At 71.4% G+C, this 6,371-nt stretch carries 6 protein-coding genes; 1 reads left to right on the top strand and 5 read right to left on the bottom strand.

The window, feature by feature from the left end; genetic code table 11:
• Nucleotides 1-158 precede the first annotated feature (158 nt).
• The 5 genes from ACIQ9E_RS06625 to ACIQ9E_RS06605 all read right to left on the bottom strand — a co-directional run bounded on the left by ACIQ9E_RS06625 (nucleotide 159) and on the right by ACIQ9E_RS06605 (nucleotide 5,231).
• Nucleotides 159-1,913, bottom strand: a complete 1,755-nt coding sequence (locus ACIQ9E_RS06625; RefSeq protein ID WP_403702860.1) for an acetyl/propionyl/methylcrotonyl-CoA carboxylase subunit alpha — start codon at nucleotides 1,911-1,913, stop codon at nucleotides 159-161.
• A 529-nt stretch (nucleotides 1,914-2,442) separates the two neighbouring features.
• A complete protein-coding gene (locus tag ACIQ9E_RS06620) occupies nucleotides 2,443-3,066 on the bottom strand; it encodes a Maf family protein (RefSeq protein WP_403702857.1) in 624 nt (207 codons plus the stop codon).
• Nucleotides 3,067-3,127: 61 nt separating this feature from the next.
• Nucleotides 3,128-3,256, bottom strand: a complete 129-nt coding sequence (gene mmpB / locus ACIQ9E_RS06615; protein WP_403702853.1) for a morphogenic membrane protein MmpB — start codon at nucleotides 3,254-3,256, stop codon at nucleotides 3,128-3,130.
• 97 nt (nucleotides 3,257-3,353) lie between these two features.
• A complete protein-coding gene (locus tag ACIQ9E_RS06610) occupies nucleotides 3,354-3,554 on the bottom strand; it encodes an acyl-CoA carboxylase epsilon subunit (RefSeq protein ID WP_403702969.1) in 201 nt (66 codons plus the stop codon).
• A gap of 81 nt (nucleotides 3,555-3,635) precedes the next feature.
• Complete coding sequence (locus ACIQ9E_RS06605; protein WP_403702850.1) at nucleotides 3,636-5,231, bottom strand: acyl-CoA carboxylase subunit beta; 1,596 nt, start codon at nucleotides 5,229-5,231, stop codon at nucleotides 3,636-3,638.
• 204 nt (nucleotides 5,232-5,435) lie between these two features.
• Between ACIQ9E_RS06605 and ACIQ9E_RS06600 the strand changes: the two genes are divergently transcribed.
• The gene (locus ACIQ9E_RS06600) at nucleotides 5,436-6,350 is read left to right on the top strand and encodes a biotin--[acetyl-CoA-carboxylase] ligase (protein ID WP_403702847.1); all 915 of its coding nucleotides are present in this window, start codon (nucleotides 5,436-5,438) and stop codon (nucleotides 6,348-6,350) included.
• Nucleotides 6,351-6,371 lie beyond the last annotated feature (21 nt).

Below are 6,371 nucleotides of genomic sequence, written 5' to 3'. Positions count from 1 at the left end.
ACACCCTCCCCAAAGACAACATCGGCCTTCACGACCACAACCAGGTCATGAAGGCCGACGTCACGCTCAGGACCCGAATTCGCCAACAGCGTCGGTCGCATGAACCTGGCGGGCCCTTCCGTACCGTACGGGCCGGGGCGCACGCCCCCGGCCCGCCGTCAGTCCTTGATCTCGCAGATCATCGCACCCGACGAAATCGCCGCGCCGACCTCCGCGCTCAGACCCTTCACCGTGCCCGCACGGTGCGCGTTCAGGGGCTGTTCCATCTTCATGGCTTCCAGGACCACGATCAGGTCGCCCTCGTTGACCTCCTGGCCCTCCTCGACCGCGACCTTCACGATCGTGCCCTGCATGGGCGAGGCGAGGGTGTCGCCGGAGGCGGCCGCGGCGGAGCGCTTGGCGGCGCGGCGCTTGGGCTTCGCCCCCGCCGCCAGGCCCGTACGGGCCAGGGTCATGCCGAGATGGGCCGGGAGGGAGACCTCAAGGCGCTTGCCGCCGACCTCGACGACGACCGTCTCGCGGTCCGGCTCCTCCTCCGCATCGGCGTCGGCGGGCGCCGCGAACGCGGGGATCTCGTTGACGAACTCGGTCTCGATCCAACGGGTGTGCACCCGGAAGGGGTCGCTGGTGAACGCCGGGTCGACGACGACCGCACGGTGGAACGGGATGGCGGTCGCCATGCCCTCCACCTGGAACTCGGCAAGCGCCCGGGCGGCCCGCTGGAGCGCCTGCTCCCGGGTGGCGCCGGTGATGACCAGCTTGGCCAGGAGGGAGTCCCAGGCGGGGCCGATGACACTGCCGGACTCGACGCCCGCGTCCAGCCGGACGCCGGGGCCGGCCGGCGGGTCGAAGAGGGTGACCGTGCCGGGCGCCGGGAGGAAATTGCGGCCCGGGTCCTCGCCGTTGATCCGGAACTCGAAGGAGTGGCCGCGGATCGCCGGGTCGTCGTAGCCCAGCTCCTCGCCGTCGGCGATCCGGAACATCTCGCGGACCAGGTCGAGGCCGGTGACCTCCTCGGTGACCGGGTGCTCCACCTGGAGACGGGTGTTGACCTCCAGGAAGGAGATCGTGCCGTCGAGACCGACGAGGAACTCGACCGTACCCGCGCCGACGTAACCGGCCTCCTTGAGGATGGCCTTCGAAGCCCGGTACAGCTCGGCGTTCTGCTCGTCCGTCAGGAACGGCGCCGGGGCCTCCTCGACCAGCTTCTGGTGCCGGCGCTGGAGCGAGCAGTCACGGGTCGACACCACCACGACATTGCCGTGCTGGTCGGCCAGGCACTGGGTCTCCACATGCCGCGGCTTGTCCAGGTACCGCTCGACGAAGCACTCGCCCCGGCCGAACGCGGCGACCGCCTCGCGGACCGCGGAGTCGTACAGCTCCGGCACCTCTTCGAGGGTGCGGGCCACCTTCAGACCGCGGCCGCCGCCGCCGAACGCCGCCTTGATGGCGATCGGCAGCCCGTTCTCCCGGGCGAAGGCGACGACCTCGTCGGCGCCGGACACCGGGTCGGGCGTGCCGGCCACCAGCGGGGCACCCGCGCGCTGGGCGATATGCCGGGCGGCGACCTTGTCACCCAGATCGCGGATCGCGGACGGCGGCGGACCGATCCAGGTCAGCCCGGCGTCGATGACGGCCTGGGCGAACTCGGCGTTCTCGGAGAGGAAGCCGTACCCGGGGTGGATCGCGTCGGCACCGGAGTCCTTCGCGGCCTGGAGGACCTTCCCCATGTCCAGATAGCTGGCCGCCGGGGTGTCACCGCCCAGGGCGAACGCCTCGTCTGCCGCGCGGACGTGCAGGGCGTCCCGGTCCGGGTCGGCGTAGACGGCTACGCTTGCGATTCCGGCGTCCCGGCAGGCACGGGCGACGCGGACAGCGATTTCGCCTCGGTTGGCGATGAGCACCTTGCGCACGATGTGGCTCCCTCCTTGAAACAAGCCGAGTTTAGGGACTGCCGACACGGCTGTTCGACCCGTCCCCTAGGGTGAGCTTGCCCACACGGAGCGTGATTCCAGGCTCGTTCGAGTCGCGAAATCCCTTGTCGCACCACGGTACGACGGGTTGCTTCCTCCAGACAGTAGCCCCCGTATGTGGCACAGGTCTCTGTCCGTGGGGCCAGCCGAGCAACCCGTTTCTTTGTGGAGTCCCTACGAATGGCGGAATGATTCTTTTCATTCTCCGAGGTGGGGCCGAATATGTCGCGCCATGGGGGCGGGCACGGGGCGAACCGGGGGCGCGGGACGGCGTGCGTGTCTTCGGTGTGCCTTCCGTACACCCCCTTCTCCGCGCCCCGGCGCGACCGGCCGGACCGGTGCGCGCCACCGGTGTTTCCGGGCGCGGCACCCTGCGGGCGTGCCGCCGGGACCGCCCGTGCCCGTGCTGGTGGCCGTCCCGTGCCGCCGGGACCGCCCGTGCCGGTGGCCGTTCCGTACCGCCGAGCCGTCAGGACCAGAAGTCGGTGACCGAGTGGCCCAGCTCCCCGAGGAGCGTCCGCAGCAGCGGCATCGAGATGCCGATGACATTGCCGTGGTCGCCGTCGATCCCGTTGATGAACGGCGCCGAACGGCCGTTGAGCGTGAACGCGCCCGCCACGTGCAGGGGTTCCCCGGTCGCCACGTACGCGGCGATCTCCGCGTCCGAGGGTTCCCCGAACCGGACCGTGGTCGACGCGGTGGCCGAGGCGATCCGGCCGGTGGCGGTGTCCGTGACGCAGTGGCCCGTGCGCAGCACTCCGGAGCGGCCCCGCATCGCTTTCCAGCGGGCTGTCGCCTCCTCCGCGTCCGCGGGCTTGCCCAGCGCCTCGCCGTCCAGGTCCAGCACCGAATCGCAGCCGATCACCAGGGCGCCGGCGATCTCGGGACGGGCGGCGACGACCGCGGCCTTCGCCTCCGCGAGGACCAGTGCCAGCTCGGCGGGGGTGGGGGCGCTCAGGGCGTCTTCGTCGACTCCGCTGACGATCACCTCGGGGTCGAGACCGGCCGCGCGCAGCTGCCGCAGCCGGGCGGGCGAGGCGGAGGCGAGGACGAGACGGGGTGCGGGGGTACGGGGGGTGGCGTGGGCGGTCATGCGGCCCATCGTAGGCGCGCTCCGGCGCCGGATTACCCCGTTCGGCGCAGGGCCGCCCTTATCACCGGAGGCCCACCACGATCATCCCCAGCACCATGGCCAGCGCGAGCAGGAAGCCCGCGCGGCGCATCATGGCCTGCGTCTCGCGCAGCTCCTCGGGGGGTTCGTTCTCCGGGTCGGACCACAGCATGCTTCCGATCCTGCCGGTCCCGTCCGGGGTTACGCATGAGTACGAGTACTCAACCGGGCCCCGGGAGGTCCGTCGTACCGCAGGAGGCGCGCAGGTCTCAGGAGGGCCAGTACGTCCGAGCCCAGGCGTGCGGTCCCGGCGCCGGACGCGGCGTACGGGCCACCCGGGCCGGGGACGACCACTCCGAGGGCGGGGGTGCGGGCGACCCCTCCGCGCCGCCGCCCACCCGGGCGCGGACCACGGCCAGTGCCGCGGCCAGCTCCTCGGGCGTCGGATTGCCCCGTACGATCCTGATCATCATGGCGGCCCCTCCGGGCGGACGGCGCTGTTTCGCGTACTTCTCGTACTCCGCGTACTTCCCGTACTTCGCCGGCACGGCCTACAGCGGGATGTTGCCGTGCTTCTTCGGCGGCAGGCTCTCCCGTTTGGTCCGCAGATGCCGCAGCCCGCGCACGATCTGCGCCCGGGTGTCCGACGGCACGATCACCGCGTCGATATAGCCGCGCTCCGCCGCCGTGTAGGGGTTCAGCAGCGCGTCCTCGTACTCCGCGATCAGCCGGGCCCGGGTCTCCTCCTGGGCCTCCGCGTCACCCGCCTCGGCGATGGCCCGGCGGTGCAGGATGTTGACCGCGCCCTGGGCGCCCATCACCGCGATCTGCGCGGTCGGCCAGGCGAGGTTGAGATCGGCGCCCAGATGCTTGGAGCCCATGACGTCGTAGGCCCCGCCGAATGCCTTGCGGGTGATGACGGTGATCAGCGGGACCGTCGCCTCGGCATAGGCGTAGATCAGCTTTGCGCCGCGCCGGATGATGCCGCCGTACTCCTGGTCGACCCCCGGCAGGAAGCCGGGGACGTCGACGAAGGTCAGCACCGGGATGTTGAAGGCGTCGCAGGTGCGGACGAAGCGCGCCGCCTTCTCCGACGCGTCGATGTCGAGGCAGCCCGCGAACTGGAGCGGCTGATTGGCGACCACCCCGACCGGACGGCCCTCGACCCGGCCGAAGCCGGTCAGGATGTTCGGCGCGAACAGCGGCTGGGTCTCCAGGAACTCGCCGTCGTCGAGGACGTGCTCGACGACCGTGTGCATGTCGTACGGCTGGTTCGCGCTGTCCGGGATCAGTGCGTCCAGCTCCCGGTCCTCGTCCGTGGGCGCGAGCCCGGTCTCCTCGGGGAAGGTCGGCGGCTCGGAGAGGTTGTTCGACGGAAGATAGGAGAGCAGCGACTTCACGTACTCGACGGCGTCCTTCTCGTCCGCCGCCATATGGTGCGCCACACCCGACGTCGTGTTGTGGGTACGGGCGCCGCCCAGCGCCTCGAAACCGACGTCCTCACCGGTCACCGTCTTGATGACATCGGGACCCGTGATGAACATATGGGACGTCTGATCGACCATCACCGTGAAGTCGGTGATCGCGGGCGAGTAGACGGCGCCGCCCGCGCAGGGGCCGACGACCAGGGAAATCTGCGGGATCACCCCGGAGGCATGGGTGTTGCGGCGGAAGATCTCGCCGTACATGCCGAGGGCGCTCACCCCTTCCTGGATACGCGCGCCGCCGGAGTCGTTGATGCCGATGACGGGACAGCCGGTCTTCAGCGCGAAGTCCATCACCTTGACGATCTTCTGGCCGTAGACCTCGCCCAGCGCCCCGCCGAAGACGGTGAAGTCCTGGGAGAAGACGGCGACCGGACGGCCGTCGACGGTTCCGTAGCCGGTGACGACGCCGTCGCCGTACGGACGGGTCCGCTCCAGTCCGAAGCTGGTGGACCGGTGCCGTACCAGCTCGTCGAGTTCGACGAACGAGTCCTCGTCCAGCAGCAGGCCGATCCGCTCCCGCGCGGTCAGCTTCCCTTTCGCGTGCTGCTTCTCCACGGCCCGCGCCGAACCGGCGTGCACCGCCTCTTCGCTACGGCGCCGCAGATCCGCGATCCGGCCCTCGGTGGTGTGGCTGTCGTGCTGCTGTTCCGGCTCAGACATCGGGAAGCGGCTCCCTGGACGCGGACGAGGCCCGGCGAAGGACCGGCGGGACTCGACGTGAACTGAAGGGGACTGGTGAGAACGGACGGCGGAGGGGTCGGGCACCGGGCGGTGGCAACTCGTTGCCGTCGGCTACCGGCTCGTAGCGTATCGGCGGGCCTGCGCCCGCGCAGTGCGGCGTATGACACACCTACCCTGGCTTGCATGACGTCTGAGAATGCGCCAGGAAACACCGACGGAACCCGGTTCGCGGGGGCGGTGGGCGCGGGCGGCCGCTGGGGAGATCTGGACCGGCCGCCCCTGAACCGGGCCGCGCTGCGCCGGGCGCTGGTACGGCCCGGCGGGCTGTGGACCTCCCTCGACGTCGTGCCGTCGACCGGCTCCACCAACGCGGATCTCGTCGCACGGGCCCCCGGCAGTCCGGAAGGGGCCGTCCTGGTCGCCGAGGAGCAGACGGCCGGACGGGGGCGGCTGGACCGGAGGTGGAGCGCCCCCGCCCGGTCCGGACTGTTCTTCTCCGTACTGCTGCGGCCCGGACCGGACGTCCCGGTCGAGCGGTGGGGGTGGCTGCCGCTGCTCGCGGGCGTCGCCGCGGCGACCGGGCTCAGCCGGGCCGCCGGTGTCGATATGTCCCTCAAATGGCCCAATGACCTGCTGGTGACGGTCGACGGCGAGGAGCGGAAGACGGGCGGCATCCTGGCCGAGCGGGCCGGTGGGGCCGAGGGCGGCGCGGTGGTCGTCGGCATCGGCATCAATGTGACCCTGCGCGCCGCCGAACTGCCGGTCCCGACGGCGGGCTCGCTGGCGCTGGCCGGAGCGGTGGGCACCGACCGCGATCCGCTGCTGCGGGCGGTGCTGCGGTCGCTGGAGCGGTGGTACGGCGACTGGCGGACGGCCGGCGGCGACCCCATCGCCTCGCAAGTGCAGGAGGCATATGCGGCAGGCTGTGCGACGCTGGGCCGTACGGTCCGTGCCGAGCTGCCGGGCGGCCGTGAGCGGATCGGCGAGGCCGTTGCCGTCGACGGCGACGGACGGCTGGTCCTGGCCCTGGAGAACGGGGAGCGGTCGGCCGTCGGCGCGGGCGACGTGGTGCATCTGCGCCCGCTCCCGTCCCGGTGAGAGGTTCTCCGGGGCGGTGCT

It is taken from the genome of Streptomyces sp. NPDC094448 (genome assembly GCF_044763775.1).
In the GTDB taxonomy this organism is placed as follows: domain Bacteria; phylum Actinomycetota; class Actinomycetes; order Streptomycetales; family Streptomycetaceae; genus Streptomyces.
Note: the sequence above shows the minus strand (reverse complement) of the source record. Positions and strands in the feature narration are given on the sequence as shown.